General features: G+C 72.2%; 19 protein-coding genes, 3 tRNA genes and 1 pseudogene. 20 read left to right on the top strand and 3 right to left on the bottom strand.

All coding sequences use genetic code 11. From position 1 onward, the window contains the following. Nucleotides 1-150 precede the first annotated feature (150 nt). The 15 genes and pseudogenes from AC6CKD_RS19320 (at nucleotide 151) to AC6CKD_RS19250 (ending at nucleotide 15,200) form a co-directional block, all read left to right on the top strand. Nucleotides 151-1,698 carry a S1C family serine protease gene (locus AC6CKD_RS19320; protein WP_498328690.1) on the top strand — a complete coding sequence of 516 codons (1,548 nt, stop codon included), beginning with the start codon at nucleotides 151-153 and terminating at the stop codon, nucleotides 1,696-1,698. A 104-nt stretch (nucleotides 1,699-1,802) separates the two neighbouring features. After that, nucleotides 1,803-2,708, top strand: coding sequence for a LysR family transcriptional regulator (locus tag AC6CKD_RS19315; protein WP_498328689.1), 906 nt, complete (start codon nucleotides 1,803-1,805; stop codon nucleotides 2,706-2,708). A 108-nt stretch (nucleotides 2,709-2,816) separates the two neighbouring features. Beyond that, complete coding sequence (locus tag AC6CKD_RS19310) at nucleotides 2,817-3,371, top strand: cysteine dioxygenase family protein (RefSeq protein ID WP_498328688.1); 555 nt, start codon at nucleotides 2,817-2,819, stop codon at nucleotides 3,369-3,371. Then, entirely contained in the window at nucleotides 3,371-4,429 is a 1,059-nt protein-coding gene (locus AC6CKD_RS19305; protein WP_498328687.1) for a YeiH family protein, read from the top strand. The genes AC6CKD_RS19310 and AC6CKD_RS19305 overlap by 1 nt, the downstream gene beginning before the upstream one ends. A 134-nt stretch (nucleotides 4,430-4,563) precedes the next feature. After that, complete coding sequence (locus AC6CKD_RS19300; protein ID WP_498328686.1) at nucleotides 4,564-5,517, top strand: trypsin-like serine peptidase; 954 nt, start codon at nucleotides 4,564-4,566, stop codon at nucleotides 5,515-5,517. 57 nt (nucleotides 5,518-5,574) lie between these two features. Continuing rightward, nucleotides 5,575-5,659 (top strand) — tRNA-Ser (locus AC6CKD_RS19295). A 612-nt stretch (nucleotides 5,660-6,271) separates the two neighbouring features. Next, complete coding sequence (locus AC6CKD_RS19290; protein WP_498328685.1) at nucleotides 6,272-6,670, top strand: DUF6344 domain-containing protein; 399 nt, start codon at nucleotides 6,272-6,274, stop codon at nucleotides 6,668-6,670. Nucleotides 6,671-7,400: 730 nt separating this feature from the next. Next, nucleotides 7,401-7,712: a hypothetical protein gene (locus tag AC6CKD_RS19285; RefSeq protein WP_478687658.1), complete on the top strand. Its 312-nt coding sequence runs from the start codon at nucleotides 7,401-7,403 to the stop codon at nucleotides 7,710-7,712. Nucleotides 7,713-7,894: 182 nt separating this feature from the next. Beyond that, the gene (locus tag AC6CKD_RS19280) at nucleotides 7,895-9,052 is read left to right on the top strand and encodes an acyl-CoA dehydrogenase family protein (protein ID WP_498328684.1); all 1,158 of its coding nucleotides are present in this window, start codon (nucleotides 7,895-7,897) and stop codon (nucleotides 9,050-9,052) included. Continuing rightward, nucleotides 9,049-10,104, top strand: a complete 1,056-nt coding sequence (locus AC6CKD_RS19275; protein WP_498328683.1) for a bifunctional MaoC family dehydratase N-terminal/OB-fold nucleic acid binding domain-containing protein — start codon at nucleotides 9,049-9,051, stop codon at nucleotides 10,102-10,104. The genes AC6CKD_RS19280 and AC6CKD_RS19275 overlap by 4 nt, the downstream gene beginning before the upstream one ends. Continuing rightward, nucleotides 10,104-11,174, top strand: a complete 1,071-nt coding sequence (locus AC6CKD_RS19270) for an acyl-CoA dehydrogenase family protein (protein ID WP_498328682.1) — start codon at nucleotides 10,104-10,106, stop codon at nucleotides 11,172-11,174. Before AC6CKD_RS19275 ends, AC6CKD_RS19270 begins: the two co-directional genes overlap by 1 nt. Continuing rightward, the gene (locus AC6CKD_RS19265) at nucleotides 11,171-11,569 is read left to right on the top strand and encodes a MaoC family dehydratase (RefSeq protein ID WP_498328681.1); all 399 of its coding nucleotides are present in this window, start codon (nucleotides 11,171-11,173) and stop codon (nucleotides 11,567-11,569) included. Before AC6CKD_RS19270 ends, AC6CKD_RS19265 begins: the two co-directional genes overlap by 4 nt. Continuing rightward, nucleotides 11,566-12,732 (top strand): lipid-transfer protein, encoded by a 1,167-nt coding sequence (locus AC6CKD_RS19260; protein WP_498328680.1) that lies wholly within the window; start codon nucleotides 11,566-11,568, stop codon nucleotides 12,730-12,732. The genes AC6CKD_RS19265 and AC6CKD_RS19260 overlap by 4 nt, the downstream gene beginning before the upstream one ends. A gap of 145 nt (nucleotides 12,733-12,877) precedes the next feature. Next, a pseudogene (locus tag AC6CKD_RS19255) lies at nucleotides 12,878-13,410 on the top strand (SigE family RNA polymerase sigma factor). A 140-nt stretch (nucleotides 13,411-13,550) separates the two neighbouring features. After that, complete coding sequence (locus tag AC6CKD_RS19250) at nucleotides 13,551-15,200, top strand: long-chain fatty acid--CoA ligase (RefSeq protein WP_498328679.1); 1,650 nt, start codon at nucleotides 13,551-13,553, stop codon at nucleotides 15,198-15,200. A gap of 12 nt (nucleotides 15,201-15,212) precedes the next feature. On the opposite strand, the gene AC6CKD_RS19245 is transcribed toward AC6CKD_RS19250, so the two are convergent. The 3 genes from AC6CKD_RS19245 to AC6CKD_RS19235 all read right to left on the bottom strand — a co-directional run bounded on the left by AC6CKD_RS19245 (nucleotide 15,213) and on the right by AC6CKD_RS19235 (nucleotide 19,814). Continuing rightward, the gene (locus AC6CKD_RS19245; RefSeq protein WP_422523459.1) at nucleotides 15,213-15,791 is read right to left on the bottom strand and encodes an antibiotic biosynthesis monooxygenase; all 579 of its coding nucleotides are present in this window, start codon (nucleotides 15,789-15,791) and stop codon (nucleotides 15,213-15,215) included. A gap of 13 nt (nucleotides 15,792-15,804) precedes the next feature. Beyond that, on the bottom strand, nucleotides 15,805-19,266 hold the full coding sequence (locus tag AC6CKD_RS19240; RefSeq protein ID WP_498328678.1) for a PAS domain-containing protein: 3,462 nt from the start codon (nucleotides 19,264-19,266) through the stop codon (nucleotides 15,805-15,807). 119 nt (nucleotides 19,267-19,385) lie between these two features. Beyond that, complete coding sequence (locus AC6CKD_RS19235; RefSeq protein WP_498328677.1) at nucleotides 19,386-19,814, bottom strand: SSI family serine proteinase inhibitor; 429 nt, start codon at nucleotides 19,812-19,814, stop codon at nucleotides 19,386-19,388. A gap of 186 nt (nucleotides 19,815-20,000) precedes the next feature. On the opposite strand from AC6CKD_RS19235, the gene AC6CKD_RS19230 reads away from it, so the two are divergent. The 5 genes from AC6CKD_RS19230 (at nucleotide 20,001) to AC6CKD_RS19210 (ending at nucleotide 22,441) form a co-directional block, all read left to right on the top strand. Further along, a tRNA-Ser gene (locus tag AC6CKD_RS19230) sits at nucleotides 20,001-20,091 on the top strand. A gap of 245 nt (nucleotides 20,092-20,336) precedes the next feature. Beyond that, a tRNA-Arg gene (locus AC6CKD_RS19225) sits at nucleotides 20,337-20,409 on the top strand. A gap of 239 nt (nucleotides 20,410-20,648) precedes the next feature. Further along, complete coding sequence (locus AC6CKD_RS19220; protein WP_254381969.1) at nucleotides 20,649-21,014, top strand: PH domain-containing protein; 366 nt, start codon at nucleotides 20,649-20,651, stop codon at nucleotides 21,012-21,014. A gap of 102 nt (nucleotides 21,015-21,116) precedes the next feature. After that, entirely contained in the window at nucleotides 21,117-21,551 is a 435-nt protein-coding gene (locus AC6CKD_RS19215) for an Lrp/AsnC family transcriptional regulator (protein WP_498328676.1), read from the top strand. Beyond that, entirely contained in the window at nucleotides 21,548-22,441 is an 894-nt protein-coding gene (locus AC6CKD_RS19210; protein ID WP_498328675.1) for a DUF2797 domain-containing protein, read from the top strand. Before AC6CKD_RS19215 ends, AC6CKD_RS19210 begins: the two co-directional genes overlap by 4 nt. The last annotated feature ends 97 nt before the right edge of the window (nucleotides 22,442-22,538 follow it).

The following is a 22,538-nucleotide window of genomic DNA, read 5'->3' as shown; positions in this document are numbered from 1 at the left end:
AAGGATGGGGGAGACTCACAGGTCCGGCTTACAGTGCTCTGACGGGTCATGGGAAAGGCTTTGCCCAGGAACTTGTACGGCACGTCGAACGTTCTGTCGGACCGATATCGCCCGTATTTCTGAAGCCGTGTGTGACGAGGAGAGAGCGCTGTGAGCACCGAGAACGAGGGCACCGCGGCCCCGACGCCCCCCGCGGCTCCGCCCGCACCCCCGGTGGCCGCGCCCGTCGACGCCGCGCCGGGCGCGCACGCCGCTCCGGCGCCCGCGGAGCCGGGGACGCAGCAGGTGCCGCCGGCGCACGCGCCCGGCACCGAACCGACCCAGCAGCTCCCCCAGGCCCCGGGGGCGCAGCCCGCTGCGGCCGTCCAGCCTCCGGCCCCGGCCCCGGCTCCCGTGTACGCCGACAGCCCGGTCCCGCCGGTCACCCCGGCGTACGCCCCCGCCCCCGCGCCGCAGGCGATGGGTGCGGAGGGCTGGCCTCCCCCGCCGCCCGCGGCCCCCGCGTACGGGGCCGGTGACGGCCAGGGCGGTGGTGGCTGGGGCGTGCCCCTCGCCACCGACGGCGCACCGCAGCCCAAGCGGAAGGGCAAGGGCGGCCTGATCGCGGGCGTGCTCACGGCGGCGCTCCTGGCGGGCGCAGTCGGCGGCGGCGTCGGCTACTGGGCCGCCGACCGGAGCGCCAACGGCTTCGGCTCGACCACGGTCAGCGCCGGCAACACGCCCAAGGACCTCAAGCGGGATCCGGGTACGGTCGCGGGTCTGGCCGCAGGGGCGCTGCCCAGCGTCGTCACGATCGAGGCCTCGGCCGGCGACGGCGAGGGCGGCACCGGCACCGGGTTCGTCTACGACCAGCAGGGCCACATCCTCACGAACAACCACGTGGTCGCCTCCGCGGCCAACGGCGGCAAGGTCAGCGCGACCTTCTCCGACGGCAAGAAGTACGAGGCCGAGGTGGTCGGCAGGGCCCAGGGGTACGACGTCGCCGTCCTCAAGCTGAAGAACCCGCCGTCCGGGCTCAAGCCGCTGCCCCTCGGAGACTCGGACAAGGTCGCCGTCGGCGACTCGACCATCGCGATCGGCGCCCCCTTCGGCCTGTCCAACACGGTCACCACCGGCATCGTCAGTGCCAAGAACCGCCCGGTCGCCTCGGGCGACGGCTCCAGCGGCAAGAACTCGTACATGAGCGCCCTCCAGACGGACGCCTCGATCAACCCGGGCAACTCCGGCGGTCCGCTGCTCGACGGCCGCGGCGCGGTCATCGGCATCAACTCCGCGATCCAGTCGGCCGGCAACGGCGGCTTCGGCGGCGGCCAGGCCGGCTCCATCGGCCTCGGCTTCGCCATTCCGGTCAACCAGGCGAAGAACGTCGCCGAATCGCTGATCAAGACGGGCAAGCCGGTCTACCCGGTGATCTCGGTCTCCGTCGACCTCGCGGCCAAGACCGACGGCGCGAAGATCTCCGAGACGGGGGCCTCGGCCAACGAGCTGGTCGACCCGAACGGGCCGGCGGGCAAGGCGGGGCTGAAGCCCGGCGACATCATCACCGAGCTCGGCGGCAAGCCGATCGACAGTGGCCCGACCCTGATCAGCGAGATCTGGACGTACAAGCCGGGTGACACGGTGAAGCTGACCTACCTGCGCGACGGCAAGCCGAACACGGTGGACATCACGCTCGGCTCGCGGGTCGGCGACAAGTAGCGGCCGGCCGCTCGGCGGCCGGCAGGATCGACTGGCTTGATAGTGGGGGGCCGTAGGCGCGATTGTGCCTGCGGCCCCTCCCAACGTCCGCTTATGCTTCGACCGTGTTCGATTCGCGGCACATACGGACGTTCCACGAGGTGGTCGCCTCGGGGTCCTACTCGGCGGCCGCTAGGGCCCTCGGGTACACACAGCCCGCGATCACCCAGCAGATGAAGGCGCTCGAACGCGCCGTCGGCACCCCGCTCTTCACGCGTGTCGGCCGCCGCATGCAGCTCACCGAGGCCGGGGAGTCCATGTCCCGGCACGCCGAGACCATCCTCGGCAGTCTCTCCGCAGCCGAGGCCCAGCTGAAGGCGTACGCCCGGCTGCGGACCGGCCGCGTCCGGCTGTGCGGCTTCCCCAGCGCCAACGTCACCCTGGTCCCGGAAGCACTGAGCAGCCTGGCCAAGGAGCATCCGGGCATCCAGGTCGAGCTGCTGGAGGGGGAACCCCCGGACTCCTTGCGCCGGCTGGAGCGGGGCGAGTGCGACATCACCCTCGCCTTCACCTATCCCGGCCTGCACGAAGAGGTGCCGGAGGAGGTCGCCGAGGTCAGGCTCATGGAGGACCAGCTGACGGTGCTGCTGCCGACCGGGCACGCGCTGGCCCGGCGCCGGGCCGTGCACCTCGCGGACCTCTCGGAGGAGCGGTGGATCGCCGGCTGCCCGCGCTGCCGGGCGAACCTGCTGCACGAATGCGCGGAACTCGGCTTCGTCCCCGACATCCGGTTCGCCACCGACGACAACCTGGTGGTCCAGAGCCTGGTCGCACAGGGCCTCGGCGTAGCCATGATGCCCGCGCTGGTGCTGCCCTCGCTCTCGCTGAGCAAGGTGTGCGGGCGGCCCCTGCTTCCGGCCGCCCGCCGTCACATCGCCGCGCACGTGTACCGCGACCATCTGCGGGTCCCGGCGACGGCCGTGGTGCTGGACGCCCTGAAGCAGGCGGCCTCGAACCGCGTGGGCTGCTGAACCGGCCCACTGGAGGATCCGGCTCCGCTCCCACCCATAAGCCGGTCTTGGGATTTCACCTCATAACTGTCGTTGGACGTGATGGGTGGGCTCCTCGACGCTCCCCATATGACCACCAGCACGCCGGCCCGAACGACCGCGAGGATGGCCGCCCTCGTCCATGAGATACGTACCGTCGTGGAGCGGGGGCTGGCCCCCGACCTGACCGCCTACCTGGTCGGCGAACGCCTCGCCCCGCACCTTGGGGTGGCCGGTCTGCTCGCCGCCGAGCAGCGGGAAGGGCATCCCGACCGCTACCGGCAGCACGTCCTGCACGCGGAACCGGACGGCAGTTTCTCCGTGGTGGCCCTGGTGTGGCTGCCGGGCCAGGAGACGGCGATCCACGACCACGTCTCGTGGTGCGTGGCCGGGGTGCACGAGGGCGAGGAGAGCGAGCTCCGCTACCGCCTGGCGCCCGCCACGGCCACTACCGGCGCCCGGCTGGTGGCCACCGAGCACGTGGTCAACGGCCCGGGTGACGTCTGCGGGTTCGCCCCGCCCGGAGACATCCACAAGGTCCGCAACTCCTGTCGCACCAAGGCGATATCCCTGCACGTGTACGGCGCCGACGTCGTGCGCCTGGGCAGCAGCGTCCGCCGCGTCTACACGCTTCCGACCGACTGATGGCCCTGCTGAACCGCCCGGTGCGCGGGGCGGAATCACCGGATCCGATCGTTGTTTCACGTGAAACACCGTCATCGTGGCCCGGGTTGGGCCTCGCGGCGGCCGGGGTCCTGGTGGCCTGGTCGGCGCACCGGCTGGCACCTTGGGCGCCGATGCTGACGATCTCGGTGGTGCTCGGCATCGCCGCGGCTCACCTCCCCGGCCTGCGGGGTTTCGTACGGGGCCCCGCGCGCCCGGGCCTCTCCCTGGCCGGTCGGCGCCTGATGCGGATCGGCATCGTCCTGCTGGGCCTGGCCCTGGGTCTGGACGAGGTGCTCCGGCTGGGTTGGGCCACCGTGGCGATGGTGGCCGCGGTGGTGGCGGCGACCTTCCTCGGCACCCTCTGGCTCGGTCGGCGGCTCGGGCTCCCCGGGGATCAGCCGCTGCTGATCGCCACCGGGTACTCGATCTGCGGGGCCTCCGCCATCGGCGCCGTCAGTCAGGTGTCCGGCAGCGACGAGGAGGACGTGGCCTCCTCGGTGGCCCTGGTCACCCTGTGCGGCACCCTCGCCATCGCGGTCCTCCCGCTCCTCCAGTCCCCACTCGGCCTCTCCGACCCGGACTTCGGCCGCTGGGTGGGCGCGAGCGTCCACGACGTCGGCCAGGTGGTGGCGGCCGCCCAGACGGCCGGCCCCGGCGCCCTCGGCGAAGCGGTGCTGGTCAAACTGATGCGCGTGGCGATGCTGGCCCCGCTGGTCGCGGCCGTGGCCTTCTCGGTACGGTCCCGCAGGCGCGGGCTGCGCACGCCCTCGGGCCGCAGGCCGGCTCCGGTGCCGCTGTTCGTGGCGGGGTTCCTCGCGGCGGCCGCACTGCGCGCCACCGGGGTCCTGCCCGACGTAGCGCTGGAATGGGCGCACACCGCCCAGGAACTGCTGCTGGCCGCCGCCCTGTTCGGCCTGGGCAGCGCGGTCCACCTGCCCACCTTGTCCCGTACCGGCGGCCGGGCCGCCCTCTTGGGCCTCGCGGCCTGGGTGGTGGTGGCCGGAGCCTCGTACGCGGGTGTTCTCCTCACCACCTAGCCGGAGTTGGCCATTTCCTGGCCGGAACCGACCGAACGTTCCGACTGGTGCCTGACATCTCGCTCCCGGCATGCCACTCTGCCCCCGATCCGCACCGACAGCTCTTCATCCGGACACGGCAGAAGGAGTCATGCGTGAATCGCCATCGGACAGCCATATCGGTCCTCCTCGCGACGGGATCCCTGCTCGCGGGCGCGGTGACGGCGGCCTCTCCCTCGGCCGCCGAGCAGCGCCCCGCCCCGGGCGCCTGGACGGCCGAGCGGATGCGGGCCGCCACCCCGCTGGACATCACGGCGGCCCCGGGCACGGCCGCCCGTACGGCGCCCACCACCGCGGAGCGCCCCACGACGATCGCCCCGACCCCCGCGAGCGCCTCCCCCGCGGTGTCCGCCGTCTCCCCCGCGGCCTTCCCGCAGCCGGGCGGAGCCTGGGCGTCCGGTGGCGCGGTGGTCAAAACCTCGGGCCGGGTCTTCTTCACCTTCAACGGGAAGAGCGCCTCGTGTTCGGGTGACTCGGTCACCAGCGCCAACGGCAGCACGGTGATCACCGCCGGCCACTGCGTGAAGTACCAGGGCGCCTGGCACACCAACTGGATCTTCGTCCCGGGATACGACAACGGGAACGCGCCCTACGGGCAGTGGACGGCCACCAAGACCTTCGCGACGGACCAGTGGGTGGCGAGCGAGGACATGAACATGGACGTCGGCCTGGCGGTCGTCGCCCCGCTGAACGGCCGGACCCTCAGCCAGGTCGTCGGAGCCCAGGGCATCGTGTTCAACGGCGGCTACAACAAGAAGATGTACGCCTTCGGCTTCCCGGCGGCGGCCCCGTACGACGGCAGCAAGCTCGTGTACTGCAGCGGCAACACCGGCAAGGACTTCCTGCTGACCAAGGACCACAGCATGCCGTGCAACATGACCGGCGGCTCCAGCGGAGGCCCCTGGTTCCAGGACTTCAACGAGGCGACGGGCCTGGGCACCCAGGTCTCGGTGAACAGCTTCGGCTACACCTTCCTGCCGAACCGGATGTACGGCCCGTACTTCGGCAACGAGGCGAAGGCGGCCTACGACAAGGCCCAGACCGCCTGACCCCCCGAGAATCCCCAGCGCCGCCCACCCCCACCGCCCGGTACTCTGTACCCGCCAGGTGGGTTGCCCGAGCGGCCTAAGGGAACGGTCTTGAAAACCGTCGTGGCGCGAGTCACCGTGGGTTCAAATCCCACACCCACCGCACCAGGCAGGGCCGAGGCCCCGCCCGGAAGGGGTGCCACCGATCAGGTGGCACCCCTTCCGCGTTCGGCCTTGGCCGTCATCCGCTCCTTGCCCGGCAGGGGTGTTCGAGGGGCCGATCTTCTGGTTCTCGTCCGCGAAGCGGCACATCTCGCGTTCGTACCCCGCGAAGCCGGTGCCGTGGTCGCCGCGTAGTAGCCGAGGTCCCGGATGAAGTGCTCCTCGGGGCCGAAGACCAGCGGACCGACGTCCGGGCCGGCTCCATCGTCAATGCGGCGGGCAAGCGGGTGGCGACCATGGACGGCGACACTTCGCCGGCCGAACCTGGTCCCCCGACCATGAGAACAAGATCCGCCGCGCCGTGGTGGAGCGTGCTGCGCGGGCTGAGTGGATGTCAACAGCCGCCTGTAGATCGGGATATGGCTACTTTGCCGCGGAGGTTCGTCCCGGCTTCACGTGGGGGTTCAAAGGGTGCGGAATTATGCGATTAGACCCTTTGGGTGGTGTTTGTCGGAAGATCGGCGCGGGGCGTGGAGGCGCTCCGCTTGCGCCCGCATCATGACGAATGTATTCAGATCCACCCGTCGGAACATCGCGAAACGAGGGACCCGTCATGGCTCACCGCAGCACCATCACGTCGATCTGGACCACCGTCCTCGCGGCCCTCGTGGCCCTCCTCGCCTCCCTCGGCTTCGGTGGCAAGGCCGCCCAGGCCGCCGCCACCCCGCTCTCCTCCTCCCCCGCCGCCGCCCCCGCGGCCGTCGCTGCGAACCGGCCGGCCTTCATGGCGCGGCGGACCTGGCGGGCCATGATGCGCGGCGGTTCGCTCCCGCCCACCATCAAGCAGCGCATCCGCGCCGAGGCCCACGGCAAGACCCCGTCCGTCCGCCGCTCCACCACCGCCCTGGCCGCCGGCTCCGAGCCCGGTGTGGACGACGGCGTCCGTAGCGCCGCGATCACCGCAGCGGTCCGCGTCGGAGCCGCCCGCCGGGAGATGGCGCTCGCCGCGTAGCGCGCGTCACGGAGTGCGCATACCGCGCAGACGCGGGACCCGTCGACCGCAGGACCCGTCGACCGCAGGACGCAGGACGCAGGACGCAGTGCGCGCAGGTGCAAGGTGTAGGGCCCAGTGCGCGGCGCCCCGTACGCAGGACACGACGGCACCCCGTACTCGTACCGGTGCCGGTAACCAGACACCCCCAGCAGGCCGCACCGCGCAGGATCGGCGCAGGATCAACGCAGGAGCAAGGCAGCAGAACGCGAGAGCAACGCAGCGCAGGCGCTGGAGCCCGGTCGGTCGGTGTGTGTGGGCCGCGACCGCGGATCGCGCCGTGAAGGTGCCCCGGAGCGGGGCACAGCGGAATGGCCCCGGCGAGCGCCGGGGGCGTGCAGGGGGCGTGAAGCTTGGCAGCGCAGGGCCGCAGGCCCGGGAGACGGTGGGGTTCCCGGACGGCGCGGCCCTTTCGGCATGTCCGGGGCCGGACGGTTTGGCGGAACGGTTCGCCCCTTGCGCGGCAGGGGTTTCAGCGGGTCGCACGGCGTTGACCTGGGGCGCCGGGGGCGCGAAGGGGGTTTATCCGATGTTGGTCATGCTTGCGGGGGAATAGAGGGCTCCGGGGTGGTTCGCCGGGGATTCGGTGGGCAACTCTGGTCTCGCGACGTCGTCACCACACGGAACGACCGAGGCGGTCGGCCAACTGCCTTGGAGCACACCCCACTTCGGTTTTCTGGAGGATAAAGACATGGCAAGCATCCGTACCGCCCGCGTCATCGCCGCCGTCGCCGCTCTCCCCCTCGCCGTCGCCCTCTTCGGCGGGGTGGCATCGGCCGACAACGGCTCCTTCGCGAACGACGGATCGAATGCGAGCGTCGCCAGCATCATCGGCAGCGGCGTGGGTGGCAACAACCACGGCAACTCCTCCACCTCGCAGCAGGTGGCCACCGGGTCCGGCGCGTCCAACCAGAACAACACCGCGCAGGTCAACGGCTCGGCCTTCACCGCGATCGATCAGCACAACTCCAACGTCTCGGTGAACTTCTACCCCTGGTGGTAGCCGCGGCCTGAGCCGCACCGACTGTTGAGGGCGCCCGTGCGACCGGACCGGCTGGGGTCCGGTAGTGCGGGCGCCCTCGGGCGTTCTCCGTGCTCCGTCACAGCGCCCCGGCCTTGACATCCACCCGGAATCTGACGGACAGTCAGTTCCACTTGATGATGTGATGCCGGGAGGCCAGCGCCGTGCACCTCGCCCCTACCGAAGGCCAGTTGCGGCTCCGCGCAGAGCTGCGGGAGTACTTCGGAAACCTGCTGCCGGACGGGGTGCCCGAGGGCCCCGCCGAGCAGCGCGCCCTACTGCGCCGGATAGGCGCCGACGGACTCCTCGGCCTCGGCTGGCCCGTCGAGTACGGAGGCCAGGGCCGAGGCCCCGACGAGCAGTTCGTGTTCTTCGACGAGGCCTACCGGGCCGGCGCCCCCGTCTCCATGGTCACCCTCAACACCGTCGGCCCGACCCTGATGAAGTACGGGACGCAGGAGCAGAAGGACTACTTCCTGCCCCGGATCCTGAAGGGCGAGCTCGTCTTCGCCATCGGCTACTCCGAGCCCGAGGCCGGCACCGACCTCGCCTCGCTGCGCACCAAGGCCGTCCGGGACGACGGGGGCTGGGTGATCGACGGCCAGAAGATCTTCACCTCGAACGCCCAGAACGCCGACTGGATCTGGCTCGCCTGCCGCACCGATCCGCAGGCCCCCAAGCACAAGGGCATTTCCATCATCCTGGTGCCGACCGACGACCCCGGCTTCTCGTGGACCCCGATCGACACCGTCGGCGGGCTGACCACGACGGCCACGTACTACGACTCCATCCGCGTGCCCGCCGGCAACCTCGTCGGCCCCGAGCACGGCGGCTGGGGCCTGATCACCAACCAGCTCAACCACGAGCGCGTCGCCCTCGCCGCCATCGGCATGCAGGCCGAGGACTTCTACCGGGGGGCGCTCGACCACGCCCGCACCCCGGACCCGGTCACCGGCGACCGCCCGGCCGACCGCCCGTGGGTGCAGTCGCGGCTCGCCGAGGCCCACGCGCGCCTCGCCGCCGTACGCCTCCTCAACTGGCGCCTCGTCCAGGACGTCGGCGCCGGAACCCTGGCACCGGGCGACGCGAGCGGCGTGAAGTTCCTGGGCACCGAGTCCACCGTCGAGGTGTACCGGATCTGCCAGGAGGTGGTGGGGGAGGAGGCGCTCATCCGGGGACCGGGACCCGCGGTCTTCGCGGGCGGCGAGCTGGAGCGGATGAACAGGGCCGCCCAGATCAACACCTTCGGGGGCGGCGTCAGCGAGGTCCAACGGGAGATCGTCGCCATGATGCGGCTCGGCATGAAGGGAAGGAAGCGATGACCGCCAGGCCCGCCCCGCCCGCCACCGGAGCGTCGAACGCGGAGACGGAAGCCGCGCGCTTCCACACCCTGCTCGCGTCCTTCGAAGGACAGCCCGCCGCCATCGCCGGCCGGGGCAAGGACGTGGTCAACGAGCCGATGATCCGCCACTGGTGCGAGGCGATGGGCGATGCCAACCCCGCCTACGCCGGGCCGGACGCCATCGCCCCGCCCACCATGCTCCAGGCCTGGACGATGGGCGGGCTCTCCGGACACGGCGACCGCTCCTCGGCCTACGACGAGCTCCTCGCGCTGCTCGACGGCGCGGGCTGCACCTCGGTCGTCGCCACCGACTGCGAGCAGGAGTACCTGAGGCCGCTGCGCCCCGGGGACGCGATCACCTTCGACGCCGTCATCGAGTCGGTGTCGCCGCGCAAGACGACCAAGCTGGGCACCGGCCACTTCGTGACCACCCGCATGGACCTCCGCGCGAACGGCGAGCTCGCCGGGACGCACCGCTTCCGGATCCTCAAGTACGTCCCGGCGGCGAAGAAGCCGGCCGAGCCGAGCAGCACCACCAAGCCGAACAGCACCACCGAGCCGAACAGCACCACCAAGCCGAACAGCACCACCGAGCCGAGCAAGTCCACCGAGCCGAATAAGCCCGCCAAGCCCGCCCAGCGCCCCCGCCCCGTGATCAACCGCGACAACCGGGGCTTCTGGGACGGAGTCCGCGAGCACAGACTGCTGATCCAGCGCTGCACCGCCTGCGCGGCGCTCCGCTTCCCCTGGCTGCCCGGCTGCAATACCTGCGGGAGCCAGGCCTGGGACACGGTCGAGGCGTCCGGCGCCGGCACGGTGTTCTCGTACGTGGTCATGCACCATCCGCCCTTCCCCGCCTTCGACCCGCCCTACGCGGTGGCTCTCGTCGAACTCGCCGAAGGGGTCCGCATGGTCAGCAACATCACGGGTGTCCCGTACGACAAGGTCCGCATCGGGCTGCCCGTGCGGCTGGAGTTCCTGCGCGTGGACGAGGAACTGGAACTGCCCGTCTTCCGGGGGAGCGAAGCCTGATGGATTTCCACCCCACCGAGGAGCAGGCGGCCGCGGCCGGACTGGCCGCCCGGATCTTCGGCGACCTTGCCACCCACGACCGCCTCGGCGCCGCCGGCACCGGCAGCGACGCCGAGCTGTGGAAGGCCCTCACCACCGCCGGACTGACCGCCGCCGTCGAGGACGTCGGCCTGCTCGGCCTGGTGCTCCTGCTGGAGGAACAGGGCCGCACGACCGCGCAGGTCCCGTACGCCGCCACGTGCGTCTACGGGATCCTCGCCCTGACCCGGCACGGCAGCGACGAGCAGCGCGCCCGGCTGCTCCCCGCGCTCGGCGCCGGCGACGCGGTCGCCACCGGAGCCTTCCCGGGCCGCGGCCGGATCACCGCCTCGCCGGACGGACGGCTCACCGGCGGCGCCCCGGCCGTGCCCTGGCTGCGCGAGGCCACGCACGTCCTGGTCCCGGACACGGGGGGAGCCCTGTGGCTCGTACGGACGGACGCGCCCGGGGTGCGCACGGAGCCGGTGGAGACCACCGCTCCCTGGTCCGCCGGAAGCCTGACCCTGACCGACGCCGAGGCGGAACGGGTCGGCGGGAAGGGCGCCTACGCGGACGTTCTGGCCGTCGCCCGGACCGCCTTCGCCGGCCTCCAGGCGGGCGTCTGCGCGGGCTCGCTGGCCCGCGCCGTGGAGTACACCTCCACCCGCGAGCAGTTCGGCCGGCCGCTCTCCACCAACCAGGGGGTCATGCTGCGCGCGGCCGACGCCCACATGGACACCGAGGCGATACGCGTCACCGCGTACGAGGCGGCCTGGCGCGTCGACGAGGGGCTCCCGGCGGGCGAGCACGTGCTGACGGCGGCCTGGTGGGCCTCGGAAGCCGGCAAACGGGTCGTCCACGCGGGCCAGCACCTGCACGGCGGCATGGGCGCGGACCTCGACCACCCCGTCCACCGGCACTTCCTGTGGGGACGCCAGCTCGACGCGTACCTGGGCTGCGGCAGCGAACTGCTGGCCGAGCTGGGAGCGGCCCTGTCCGAAGACACGCCCGAAGACACGCCCGAAGAAACGCCCGAGGGGGACGAGGCATGAACATCGGCGACACACTGCCGCCGCTGGAGATACCGGTCAGCCGCACCCTGATCGTCGCGGGCGCGATCGCCTCCCGGGACTACCAGGACGTGCACCACGACGCGGTGCTCGCGCGGGAGAAGGGCTCCCCGGACATCTTCATGAACATCCTGACGACCAACGGTCTGGTCGGCCGGTACATCACCGACCACCTCGGCCCGAGCGCGGTCCTGCGCAAGGTCGCGATCCGTCTCGGTGCCCCGAACTACCCCGGCGATACCATGACGCTGACCGGCACCGTCACCGCCCTCGACGGGAACACCGCCGAGATCCGCGTGGTCGGCGCGAACGGCATCGGCCACCACGTCACGGGCACCGTCACCGTCACCCTCGGCACCCCGGAGGACACGGCATGAGCGTCCGCACCCGTGACCAGCTCGGCGGCCGCGCCGCCATCGCCGGCATCGGCGCGACCGAGTTCTCCAAGGACTCCGGCCGCAGTGAGCTCAAGCTGGCCGTCGAAGCCGTGCACGCGGCCCTCGACGACGCCGGGCTCACCCCCGCCGACGTGGACGGCATGGTCACCTTCACGATGGACACGAGCCCCGAGATCACCGTTGCCCAGGCGGCCGGCATCGGGGACCTCTCCTTCTTCTCCCGCATCCACTACGGCGGCGGCGCGGCCTGCGCCACGGTCCAGCAGGCCGCCCTCGCCGTCGCCACCGGTGTCGCGGAGGTCGTGGTCTGCTACCGCGCCTTCAACGAGCGCTCCGGCCGCCGCTTCGGCTCCGGCGTCCAGCAGCGCGAGCCCTCGGCGGAGGGCGCGGCGCTCGGCTGGTCGCTGCCCTGGGGGCTGCTCACCCCGGCCTCCTGGGTGGCCATGACGGCCCAGCGCTACCTGCACGCCTACAACCTCACCCCGGAGGCGTTCGGCCACGTCGCGGTCACCGACCGCCGGCACGCCGCGAACAATCCGGCCGCGTACTTCTACGGCAAGCCCATCACCCTCGCCGACCACGCCGCCTCGCGCTGGATCGTCGAGCCGCTGCGGCTGCTGGACTGCTGCCAGGAGACGGACGGCGGCCAGGCCATCGTCGTCACCACCGCCGAACGGGCCCGTGACCTGCGGCAGAAGCCCGCCGTGATCACGGCGGCGGCCCAGGGCGCGGGCCGCCGCCAGGAGGCCATGTCCTCCTTCTACCGGGACGGCCTCACCGGGCTGCCGGAGATGGACGTGGTCGCCCGCCAGCTGTGGCGGACCAGTGGGCTGCGGCCCTCGGACATCGACGTCGGCATCCTCTACGACCACTTCACGCCGTTCGTGCTGATGCAGCTGGAGGAGTTCGGCTTCTGCGCACCGGGGGAGGCGGCCGATTTCGTGGCCGCGGACGCGCTGCCGCTCAACACCCACGGAGGCCAGCTCGGGGAGGCGTACCTGCACGGCATGAACGGCATTGCGGAGGCGGTCCGCCAGTTGCGCGGCACCTCCGTCAACCAGGTCTCCGGAGCCGCCCACACCCTGGTCACCGCCGGTACCGGGGTCCCGACCTCGGGCCTGATCCTGGGCGCGGACGGCTGACGCCGCCTGCCGACCCCTCCGGGCGGCCGCCCACCTCCTCCACCTTCAGGAGGTGGGGCAGGCCCCACCCCTACAACCTGAGATGGATCCCGCTTCGGCACTTGCGGCCGATCCGGTGGGGCCGCGCCGCTCCTAGCGTGGAGGCATGACCACGCCTGTGTGCACGCTCGCCTCGAATCCGACGCCCTACCCGTCGTTCTCGGCGTACGTCCGGACCCGCGGCACGGTCCTGATGCGCACCGCGCGCTCGCTCACCGCCAACCCCTGCGACGCCGAGGACCTGCTCCAGACGGCACTGGCCAAGACCTACGTGCATGGGACCGCATCGAGGACCACCGCGCCCTGGACGGCTACGTCCGGCGGGCCCTGGTCAACACCCGCACCAGCCAGTGGCGCAAGCGCAAGGTCGACGAGTTCGTCTGCGACGAGCTCCCCGAGGCCGACGAACCGCCGGCCGCCGACCCCGCCGAGGCACAGGCGCTGCGCGACGCGATGTGGCGCGCGGTGACCCGGCTGCCCGACCGGCAGCGGGCGATGGTCGTCCTGCGCTACTACGAGGACATGAGCGAGGCCCAGACCGCCGAGCTGCTCGGAGTCTCCGTGGGCACCGTCAAGAGCGCCGTCTCCCGGGCGCTGGTCAAGCTCCGCGAGGACCCCGAACTGACACCCGTCCGCTGAGTCCGGCCCCTCCGCCCGATGTTTCACGTGAAACAGCGGCCGTGTTTCTACTCTTGGGTAGTGACATGCCGACCGGTACGTGCGCAGAATCGCAGCATCCGTAGCCGCCGCAGCGCCGCAGCGCCCACCGGGAGGACGCTTTGCTCAGCACCATGCAGGACGTACCACTCCTCGTCACCCGCATACTGCAGCACGGGATGACGATCCACGGGAAGTCCCAGGTCACGACCTGGACCGGAGAGGCCGAGCCGCACCGCCGCAGCTTCGCCGAGATCGGGACCCGTGCCACGCGCCTGGCCAACGCCCTGCGCGACGAACTGGGTGTCCAGCAGGACGACCGCGTCGCGACCCTGATGTGGAACAACGCCGAGCACGTCGAGGCGTACTTCGCGATCCCCTCCATGGGGGCCGTCCTGCACACGCTGAACCTGCGGCTCCCTCCCGAGCAGCTGGTCTTCATCGTCAACCACGCCGCCGACAAGGTCGTCCTGGTCAACGGCACCCTGCTGCCGCTGCTCGTCCCGCTCCTGCCGCACCTGCCGACCATCGAGCACGTCGTGGTCGCGGGCATCGGCGACCGCTCCGCGCTGGAAGGCCTCGGCGCGCGCGTGCACGAGTACGAGGAACTCCTGGCGGGCCGCCCGGACACCTACGACTGGCCCGAGCTGGACGAGCGCCAGGCCGCCGCCATGTGCTACACCTCCGGCACCACCGGGGACCCCAAGGGCGTCGTCTACTCCCACCGCTCGATCTACCTGCACTCGATGCAGGTCAACATGACCGAGTCGATGGGCCTGACCGACAAGGACACCTCCCTCGTCGTCGTCCCGCAGTTCCACGTCAACGCCTGGGGCCTGCCGCACGCCACCTTCATGACCGGCATCAGCATGCTGATGCCGGACCGCTTCCTGCAGCCCGCCCCGCTCGCCGACATGATCGAGCGGGAGAAGCCCACGCACGCGGCGGCCGTCCCCACGCTCTGGCAGGGGCTGCTCGCCGAGGTCACCGCCAACCCGCGGGACCTGACCTCGATGAAGCACGTCACGATCGGCGGCGCGGCCTGTCCGCCGGCCCTGATGGAGGCCTACGACAAGCTCGGCGTGCGCCTCAACCACGCCTGGGGCATGACCGAGACCTCGCCGCTGGGCACCATGGCGCACCCGCCGGCCGGGCTGACCCCCGAGCAGGAGTGGCCGTACCGCATCACCCAGGGCCGCTTCCCGGCGGGCGTCGAGGCCCGCCTGGTCGGCCCCGGTGGCGACCTCCTGCCCTGGGACGGCGAGTCGGCGGGCGAGCTGGAGGTCCGCGGCAGCTGGATCGCGGGCGCCTACTACGGCGGCGTGTCCGGCGAACCGACCCGTCCCGAGGACAAGTTCGGCGCGGACGGCTGGCTCAAGACCGGAGACGTCGGCGTGATCAGCCCCGACGGCTACCTCACCCTCACCGACCGCGCCAAGGACGTCATCAAGTCCGGCGGCGAATGGATCTCCAGCGTGGAGCTGGAGAACGCGCTGATGGCCCATCCCGACGTCGCCGAGGCGGCGGTCGTCGCCGTCCCCGACGAGAAGTGGGACGAGCGCCCGCTGGCCACCGTGGTCCTGAAGGAGGGAGCCACCGTGGACTACGCGGGACTGCGCGCCTTCCTCGGCCAGTCGATCGCCAAGTGGCAGCTTCCGGAGCGCTGGGCGATCGTCGAGGCGGTGCCGAAGACGAGCGTCGGCAAGTTCGACAAGAAGGTGATCCGCAAGCAGTACGCGGAAGGCACCCTCGACGTCACCAAGCTCGACTGAGCCCCACCGGGGCTACTGCCCGCGCGTGAGCCAGGGCCGCAGCAGCTTGCTGATCGCCGGCATGGCCACGTAGGTCATCAGGGTGCTGAAGACGACGGCGAACGCGGCCGTCCGCAGCACGAAGTTCAGATTCACCAGGTACGGCCCGAGCAGCGCGTTGCCCGCGAGCGAGATCGGGAAGATGGCCAGCCCCGAGCTGATCGCCATCTTCCACCGCGGGGGCGCGGGCCGGGCCGTACCCGGCTTCGCGAACCAGGTCTCCATGCCGTGCAGTTCGCGCCGGGCTATCTCGGTGTGGTGGTGTCCGAGGCAGTTCGAGAACCAGGCGGCGCGCTCGGCCGAGTCCTGCCACCGCTGGAAGGCCGCCTGGTTGCGGAACCGGTGCACCAGGAACCAGGGCCCGCCCTCGACGGCCGGCCGGAACAGCCCGTACCCCAGGTGGTCGGGGAAGGCCGAGGCCGTCTCCAGGATCCCGTGGGCCCAGGCTTCGAAGTTCTCCTCGTGGCCCGGATCAACCTGTCGCGCGATGAGCAGGCTAACCTCCCCGTTGTCTGCGGGGACGGTCTGCTCGCTCGTGTCGATGATGGCCATGCGGCCAGAATGACTAGTTGGTGCCGATCTTGGCCAGCAGGTCCACGATGCGACCCTGCACATCGGCCGAGGTGGACCGCTCGGCGAGGAACAGCACGCTCTCGCCCGAGGCCAGCCGCGGCAGTTCGGCCGGCTCGATCCCGGTGGCCGTGTAGACGACCAGCGGGGTGCGGTTCAACTGCCCGTTGGCGCGCAGCCAGTCCACGATCCCGGCCCGGCGGCGGCGCACCTGCATCAGGTCCATCACCACCAGGTTCGGCCGCATCCGGGTCGCCAGCTCCACGGCGTCCGTATCGGCGTCGGCCCGCGCGACCTGCATGCCGCGCCGCTCCAGGGCCGCGGTCAGCGCGGTCGCGATCTCGTCGTGCTCCTCGATCAGCAGCACCCGGGAGGGGTGCTGCTCGCTGTCGCGGGGCGCGAGCGCCTTGAGGAGCACGGCCGGATCGGCGCCGTACGCGGCCTCACGCGTGGCGTGCCCCAGCCCGGCCGTCACCAGTACGGGCACCTCGGCGGCCACCGCGGCCTGGCGCAGCGACTGCAGGGCGGTCCGGGTGATGGGCCCGGTCAGCGGGTCCACGAACAGCGCGGCGGGGAACGCGGCGATCTGCGCGTCGACCTCCTCGCGGGAGTGCACGATCACCGGGCGGTAGCCGCGGTCGCTGAGGGCGGCCTGCGTCTGCGCGTCGGGAGCCGGCCACACCAGGAGCCGGCGCGGGTTGTCCAGCGGCTCGGGCGGCAGCTCGTCGTCCACGGGACGCGGTACGGGCCGGTTGACCACCTCGACGGCGCCACCGGGCCCGTCCAGCGGCTCGGGACCCTCCGCGGAGCCGGCCTCGGGGGCTCCTATGGCGAAGGCCCTGCCTTCGGGCGCGGGCTCCGCGAGCCGCCGCCGCCGGCCGGAGCCGTTGGTGTCGGTGGCCCCGCCGCCCTGGCCGAGGCTGCCCAGCGCGCGGACGCTGATCGGCGCCCCGGCGGCCTCGGCGGGGGTGTCCTGCGGCTGCCGGGCTCCGGGTACGGCGAGCTGCCCGCTGCCCGCCTCGTCCTCGGGGGCGGTACGGGCCGCCGGAACCGGCCAGGCCGGGGTGGCGGGCAGCGCACGCCGCCGCCCTGTGGGATGCGTCTCGGGGGCTACGGGGCCCTGCGCGCCCGCGTCCGGCTGCCCGGCGGCGGCTTCGGCGCCCTCGGAGCCGGTGCCGGGCGCGCCCAGTACCCGGCGCCCGCGCCGCCCGCCAGAGGCTTCGGCGTCCGCCTCGGCGGGAGCGGCGGCGGAGCCGGCCATGGCGGGGGCCTGCGGGGCCGGCGTCGGCCCGGCGGGCAGCGCGAAGCCGCCTTCGGGGGCGATCGGCCGTACGGGAGCGGGAGAGGACGGCGGCGTGGGCATCGTGGCGGGGACGGGCCCCGGCATCGGCGCGGGCGTCGGCCCGAGCCCGGTCGCCGGCACCGGACCACCACCCGGCTGCGCCGGTGCCGCCGCGCCCAGGGCACGCCGCCGCCCGGCGGGGTGCTCCGTCAGCGGAACGGGGAGACCCGGGAACGGGGGGACCGGCGCGGGAGCCACCGGCATGGGAGGGAGCGCGGGCATGGCGGTCGCCTGCGGGGGCACGGGCCGCCCGGGACCGCCCGGCTGGTCGCTGCCGCCACCGGAGTCGCTGCCGCCCGTGCCGTTGCCGCCGTCGCCGTTCTGGCCGCGGCGCCGCCCCGTGCCGCTCCCACCCAGGCCCGCCGGGTTCACGGGGGACTGGGCGAGTTCCGCCGGAGCGCCGTCGCCGGACCGGGCGACGGCCGAGGCGTCGCCGCCGCGGCGGCGCCCGGACGGCAGGGCGAGCGCGCTCCCGCCGTCGGAGTCCTGGGCCGCGTCCCGCGCGGCGCCGGTGCCCGCGTCCGTGCCGGCACCGGCCTCGTCGTCGAGGAACGCGTCCACGCCGCGCCGGGCCCGCCGGCCGCCGGAGACCTGCCCCGGGCCGCCCTCGGTACCCGGCTCGGCCGGGGGAGCCTCCACCGGCTCGGGCAGGGTGACCGTCCCGGCTCCCGCACCCAGCGGCAGCTCCAGTACGTACGCCCCGCCGGGCGCGCCGGGCACTTCCACCGTCTGCAGCACACCGCCGTGCGCCTCCACGATGCCCCGCACGATCGGCTCGTGCACCGGGTTGCCGCCCTCGTACGGTCCGCGCACCTCGATCCGTACGACCTCGCCGCGCTGAGCGGCCGCCACCACGATCGTCGAGTCCATGTACCCGCTGCCCTGGCGGGTCTTGCCGGTGGCGTCCACCCCGGCTACGTCCGCGACCAGGTGCGCGAGGGCGGTCGCGATCCGCTCCGCGTCCACCTCGGCCTCGATGGTCGGGGCGTGCACGGCGAACTGCGCGCGCCCGGGACCGATCAGCTCGACCGCGCCGTCGACACCGGCCGCGACGACCCCGTCGATCAGCACCTTCTTCTTGTCGAGCTTCTCGCCGCCCGCGTCGAGGCGCTGGAAGGCGAGCACGTTGTCGACCAGCGTGGTCATCCGTGAGTAGCCGGCGGCCAGGTGGTGCAGCAGCTGGTTGGCCTCGGGCCACAGCTGTCCCGCGTCGTCGGCGGCCAGCGTGGAGAGCTCCCCGCGCAGCTCCTCCAGCGGCCCGCGCAGGGAGTCTCCGAGGACGGACAGGAGCTGGGCGTGGCGCGCGGCCAGCGCGTCGTAGGAACGCCGGTCGGTGAAGGTCATGACGGCGCCGACGAGCTGCTCCCCGTCCCGTACGGGAGAGGTGGTCAGGTCCACGGCGACGGGCTGCCCGGCCTTGTTCCACAGCACCTGGCCGCGGACCCGGTGCTTGCGTCCGCTGCGCAGGGTGTCGGCCAGCGGGGATTCCTCGAAGGGGAACGGCGAACCGTCGGCGCGCGAGTGCTGGACCAGCCCGTGCAGTTCGCGGTTGCCGAGGTCGGTGGCACGGTAGCCGAGGATCTGGGCGGCGGCCGGATTGACCAGGACGACCCTGCCGTCGGTGTCCGTACCGACGACGCCCTCGGCGGCGGCGCGCAGGATCATCTCGGTCTGACGCTGGGAGCGGGCCAGCTCGGCCTCGGTGTCCACCGTCTGCGAGAGGTCCCGTACGACGAGCATCAGCAGCTCGTCGCCGGTGTACGAGGGCTGCGGCTCGCGGTAGGCGTCACGGCCGTCGAGATGGGCGGCGGTGACCTCGACGGGGAACTCGCTGCCGTCGGTGCGGCGCGCGACCATCCGTTTCGGGCGGGCGCGGCCGCCCTCGTCCTCGCCGGGCCGGCGCATGGAGCCGGGGATCAGCTTGGAGTCGAATTCGGGCAGGAGGTCGAGCACGCCCCGGCCGACGAGCCCGGTTCCCGGGCTCTCCATGACCTCAAGGGCGATCGAATTCGCGTTGACGACCGTGCCGTTGGCGTTGACGAGCAACAGCGCGTCCGGAAGAGCGTCGAGTATTGCTGCGAGGCGAGCAGCGCCTCGGGATGGCCTGCTGCTCACGACGAGCTTCCTCCCTGACCACAACTACCGGCATGTCACGGGAGGAGTCTAAGCGCACGGGCTCCCGGCGAGGGGGCGGATGGCCGGCGCATACCGCCCGAGCGGCGCATCCTCCCAGGTCAGGAACGCCCACGCGGAAGCACAGGTTCCAAGTCGTTCCACCGGCGGATCTCGCATCCGTTCGTCCGGCGGAACTGGGACTCCACCCTGCGGCCGTGCCACGTTCCGGTGATCCGGGCGGTGGCGCGGCCGCCGTCCTGCATGGTGCACAGCTGATTCTTGGGCTCGGGAGTGAAGGGGTCCTTCCCTTCGCGCGAGAGGGCTTCGAGGCGGGCGCAGGCTTCGTCGGCCTGCGGGTGGTTCCCGCCGGGCGGGTCGCACTCCAGCCGGTACTCACCGTCGGCCCGCGGGTTGCCCGTGTCGGCCACGACGATGGTGAGACGGTCCGGCGCTGCCAGCAGCCGGCTGAGCGGCGGCAGCGGGGGCAGGGGGCCCGCCGCCCCCGCGGCCAGGGCGGAGGCGACGGCGAAAGCGGCGAGACGCAGCATGGGGAACTCCAGGTCGTCCGTACGTCGTACGACAGACCAACGACGAGGCGGCGCCGACGTTCCGCACGCGGGGGTGCTTAAGGCTTTGCTCTGCGGGCCGCCCTCCTTGTACCGTGGGAGCGGATTGGTGACGGGCCCCTGGCCTGTGTCATCATCTGCACGCACCTTCGTACGCGAGGGTGTGCTGGAGGCGTCGCCTAGTCCGGTCTATGGCGCCGCACTGCTAATGCGGTTTGGGGCTTACCCCCCATCGAGGGTTCAAATCCCTCCGCCTCCGCACTTCACGAAGCCCCGGTCCTTGCGGACCGGGGCTTCGGTGCGTTCGGGGCCCGGGAGATGGGAAGGCGGGATCTGACCGCGCGGACCTGCGCCGAGGGCACCCCCGACTGCCAACCGGATGATCTTCATCTGGGTCGTTTCCGCAGTTCAGGCCGGGTATGCCTAATGGATTTCGCGTCCCGGCGAGGTCCATGTATTGTTGTTCTCGCAAGGCCAACGGGGCGCAAAACCCCGGCCAGCCAAGCACTCGTAGCTTAACGGATAGAGCATCTGACTACGGATCAGAAGGTTGCAGGTTCGAATCCTGCCGAGTGCACAGCCCAAGAGGCCCCCCGGTTCACCGGGGGGCCTCTTGCGTTGCGGTTCTTCTTCTCCTTCTTCCTGTCCGCCTGTCTTCCCCCTCGTCCTCCTCCTCAGTGATGAGGCCTGGCTCCGGGGGACCACGGGGAGAGATGGCTCTGCCGGGGGACGCGGGGTGATGAAGGGCCCGGATACGGTTTCCTGGAGATCGACCCGTCGGGGGATCGGCTCACCGGGAAAGCAGGGGGAACGCACATGGGACTGTTCGGGAACGCGCACGCAGTGGATCCGGCGTCGGCGCACCGCGAGTACGCGCGGCTGCTGGGGCAGGGGGAGCAGGTGCACGCCGCGTATCTGCTGATCCGCGACACGATCCTGTTCACCGACCGGCGGCTCGTGCTCATCGACAAGCAGGGGCTCACGGGGAAGAAGGTGGAGTACCACTCGATTCCGTACCGGAGCATCACGCACTTCTCCGTGGAGACCGCCGGCCACTTCGATCTGGACGCGGAGCTGAAGATATGGCTCTCCGGGAGTTCGGCGCCGATAGCCAAGACCTTCACCAAGGGCGTCGACATCTACGAGGTCCAGGCGATCCTGACGCAGTTCGTGGCCCGGTAGCCGGGGGCACGGGAGGGGCCGAATGCTGTTCGGTCCAGGGGTGCGATTTCAGGATCAGGCACCGTCTCCGCGAGGGTTTGCAGGGACGTGGGAGGAACTTCGGTGGACGACATCGACCGGGCGCTGATCCAGCGCCTCCAGGAGGACGCGGCCCAGCCGTACGCGGCGCTGGCGGCCTCCGTCGGGCTCTCCGCGGGCGCCACCCACGAGCGCGTACGCAAGCTGCGCGAGCGGGGGGTCATCCGGCGGACCACGGTCGAGGTGGATCCGGCGGCCGTCGGCAGCGGGGTGCTGGCCTACGTGATGGTCGACTCCACGGCCTGGATGGGCGACTCGCGGGCCGCCTTCGAGGGCATCGCGGAGATCCAGGAGGCGCACATCATCGCCGGTAGCGCCTCGGTCATGGTCAAGGTCCGCACGGCCACCACCGAACAGCTGCAGGACGTCCTGCGCCGCCTCTACGCCATCGACGGTGTCAGCGGCACGCAGGCCACCGTCGTCCTGGAGACCTTCTTCGAGCGACCGCTCCCCCTGTGACCTGGTGGTGCACCGGCCTCCGGTGGGACGACGGCCGGCCCGCGATCGGCTGGTACGGGCAGGGGCCGGGGCGGGGGGAGCGCGCCAGCCTCCTCGCGTACGGGCAGCCGCTCGCCTTCGCCGCCAGGGCGGAGCGCCGCTGCCTCGGCGTCCGGCGGGCCGGACGGCGGACGCCGTGCCCGACGGAGCGCACCGTGGCCGGCCGGACCGGGAACGCGCAGTGCCCCGAGTGCGCCGGCCTGGACCGTTCCTTCTCCGTGGCGGCCGACACCAACGCCGGTGATCCGCGTACCTATCGGGTGTACCTCGCCTGGTTCGGGGCCGGGCTGGTCAAGGTAGGCATCACCGCGGAGGAGCGCGGGTCCGCCCGGCTGCTGGAGCAAGGGGCGGTGACCTGGTCCTGGCTGGGGCGGGGGCCGCTGATGGCCACCCGTCGGACGGAGGAGCTGCTGCGGGCCGCGCTCGGAGTGCCGGACCGGATCGCCTATGCCCGTAAGCGGTCCGTGCGGGGAGAGCTGCCGCCGGGGCCCGAGCGGGCGGCGGAGGTCGCGGCCCTGCACGCGCGGGCGGCCGCGCTGGAGGGGTGGCCGGAGTCGCTGGAGCGGCTGGAGTGCGAGGTGACCGACCACGCCGGGGTGTTCGGGCTCGACGCCCTGCCCGTCCCCGACCGGGTGATCACCGAAATGGTGCCCGGCGGAACCGTCGCCGGCCGGCTCGTCGGTGCGGCAGGGCCCGATCTGCACTTCGCCGACGGGCTGGTGGTGGACACCCGGCTGCTGGCGGGGTGGGAGCTGGTGGCGCCCGGAGAGGGCGGCGGCGCCGAGGTGCCCGTGGCCGGGATCCCGAGCGCCGGACGGGACACGGCTGCCGCGCAGGACGGGCTGTTCTGACCCGACGGGGCGAGTGGCGGGGCAAGGTCAAAACTTGGATCCCTTTGGCCGTCCGAGCCGTTTTCTGGTGGACATGCCAGGCACCGGCCGCAGAGGG

It is taken from the genome of Streptomyces sp. GQ60, assembly GCF_059758875.1.
This window is presented reverse-complemented; position numbering and strand designations above follow the sequence as displayed.

What these genes read in the sequence shown, in the direction of transcription:
- AC6CKD_RS19310 (WP_498328688.1), top strand. Translation starts at nt 2,817, where the DNA reads ATGACCACCAGCACGCCGGCCCGAACGACCGCGAGGATGGCCGCCCTC.
- AC6CKD_RS19305 (WP_498328687.1), top strand. Translation starts at nt 3,371, where the DNA reads ATGGCCCTGCTGAACCGCCCGGTGCGCGGGGCGGAATCACCGGATCCG.
- AC6CKD_RS19290 (WP_498328685.1), top strand. Translation starts at nt 6,272, where the DNA reads ATGGCTCACCGCAGCACCATCACGTCGATCTGGACCACCGTCCTCGCG.
- AC6CKD_RS19285 (WP_478687658.1), top strand. Translation starts at nt 7,401, where the DNA reads ATGGCAAGCATCCGTACCGCCCGCGTCATCGCCGCCGTCGCCGCTCTC.
- AC6CKD_RS19275 (WP_498328683.1), top strand. Translation starts at nt 9,049, where the DNA reads ATGACCGCCAGGCCCGCCCCGCCCGCCACCGGAGCGTCGAACGCGGAG.
- AC6CKD_RS19270 (WP_498328682.1), top strand. Translation starts at nt 10,104, where the DNA reads ATGGATTTCCACCCCACCGAGGAGCAGGCGGCCGCGGCCGGACTGGCC.
- AC6CKD_RS19265 (WP_498328681.1), top strand. Translation starts at nt 11,171, where the DNA reads ATGAACATCGGCGACACACTGCCGCCGCTGGAGATACCGGTCAGCCGC.
- AC6CKD_RS19260 (WP_498328680.1), top strand. Translation starts at nt 11,566, where the DNA reads ATGAGCGTCCGCACCCGTGACCAGCTCGGCGGCCGCGCCGCCATCGCC.
- AC6CKD_RS19245 (WP_422523459.1), bottom strand. Translation starts at nt 15,791, where the DNA reads ATGGCCATCATCGACACGAGCGAGCAGACCGTCCCCGCAGACAACGGG.
- AC6CKD_RS19235 (WP_498328677.1), bottom strand. Translation starts at nt 19,814, where the DNA reads ATGCTGCGTCTCGCCGCTTTCGCCGTCGCCTCCGCCCTGGCCGCGGGG.
- AC6CKD_RS19220 (WP_254381969.1), top strand. Translation starts at nt 20,649, where the DNA reads ATGGGACTGTTCGGGAACGCGCACGCAGTGGATCCGGCGTCGGCGCAC.